At 51.7% G+C, this 1,614-nt stretch carries 2 protein-coding genes; both read left to right on the forward strand.

Annotated elements, in window-relative coordinates; all coding sequences use genetic code 11:
* The first annotated feature begins 36 nt into the window (after positions 1-36).
* On the forward strand, positions 37-1,071 hold the full coding sequence (locus tag KDK18_RS11620; RefSeq protein ID WP_257255071.1) for a type IV pilus twitching motility protein PilT: 1,035 nt from the start codon (positions 37-39) through the stop codon (positions 1,069-1,071).
* 2 nt (positions 1,072-1,073) lie between these two features.
* Positions 1,074-1,614, forward strand: a 541-nt coding sequence (locus tag KDK18_RS11625; RefSeq protein WP_257255070.1) for an ATPase, T2SS/T4P/T4SS family, incomplete at its 3' end; no start/stop codon positions are given.

Consider the following 1,614-nt stretch of genomic DNA (forward strand, 5'->3'; position numbering starts at 1 on the left):
CTATTTTACCTGCGTCCGGGTTTCAGGGGGAAATTCATGGACATAACCGAACTGCTGGCTTTCAGTTATAAGCAAGGCGCTTCGGATCTTCACATCTCAGCTGGCCTTCCGCCTATGATTCGTATAGACGGAGATATTCGCCGGATTAACCTGCCTCCTATGGATCACAAGCAAGTTCACAGCCTGATCTATGACGTCATGAACGACAAACAGCGAAAAGACTACGAAGATAAGCTGGAAACGGACTTCTCCTTTGAAGTTCCCGGGGTCGCCCGTTTTCGTGTCAACGCCTTTAACCAGAGCCGCGGAGCCGGTGCCGTATTTCGAACTATCCCCAGCAAAGTGCTCTCCCTGGAAGATCTGGGCATGGGTCAGGTGTTCAAGGATATTGCCCTGAAGCCCCGGGGTCTGGTGTTGGTGACCGGTCCTACAGGTTCCGGTAAAAGTACCAGTCTGGCGGCCATGATGGATTTTATCAATGACAATAAGTATGAGCATATACTGACCATCGAAGATCCCATTGAATTTGTCCACACGTCGAAAAAATGTCTGGTAAATCAGCGGGAAGTTCACAGGGATACTCACAGTTTCAGCGACGCACTGCGCTCAGCACTGCGTGAAGACCCCGATATTATTCTGGTGGGGGAGCTGCGTGACCTTGAAACCATTCGTCTTGCCCTGACTGCTGCAGAAACCGGACACCTGGTTTTCGGAACCCTGCACACCACCTCCGCAGCCAAGACCATTGACCGTGTGGTGGACGTATTTCCGGGAGCAGAAAAAGCCATGGTGCGCTCGATGCTTTCAGAATCACTGCAGGCGGTTATCTCCCAGACTCTGCTCAAGAAAAACGGTGGCGGACGTGTGGCAGCCCACGAGATCATGATCGGTACTTCCGCTATCCGTAACCTGATCCGCGAAGACAAGATTGCCCAGATGTACTCTGCTATCCAGACCGGCGGTTCCCTTGGCATGCAGACACTGGATCAGTGCCTCCATGAGCTGGTGAGAAAAGGCCAGATTGCCAGAGATGTGGCCCAGGAAAAAGCCCGGGACCCGGAAAACTTCTGACTATGGATATTAACCGCTTACTCAAAGTGATGGCCGAAAAGAAGGCCTCTGACCTGTTTATCACGGCTGGCTTTCCCCCCAGTTTTAAACTCAATGGCAGGATCGTTCCTGTCAGCAAGGAGCCTCTTACAGCCACCATGACACGGGATATGGTGTACGGTGTTATGGATGAGGATCAGAAAGCTGAATTTAATCGGGAGCATGAATGCAACTTTGCGATTTCAGCGTCCACAATCGGTCGTTTTCGTATCAGTGCCTTCTATCAGCGAAATCTGGCTGGCATGGTATTGAGAAGGATTGAGACTGAGATTCCGACGCTGGCCCAGCTCAAGTTGCCGAAGACGATCAAAGACCTTGCGCTGGCCCGGCGTGGTCTGGTGCTTTTTGTCGGGGCGACCGGTGTCGGCAAATCTACTTCTCTTGCGGCGATGATCGGGCATCGGAATGAGCATGCCTGCGGGCACATAATCAGTATTGAAGACCCGATTGAATTTATTCATCAACATGGCAAATCCATTGTCACTCAGCGTGAAGTGGGCATTG

Source organism: Endozoicomonas sp. SESOKO3, from assembly GCF_024606255.1.

Bases quoted from the DNA above. Each gene is read 5' to 3' on its own strand.
- KDK18_RS11620 (WP_257255071.1), top strand. From the start codon at position 37: ATGGACATAACCGAACTGCTGGCTTTCAGTTATAAGCAAGGCGCTTCG.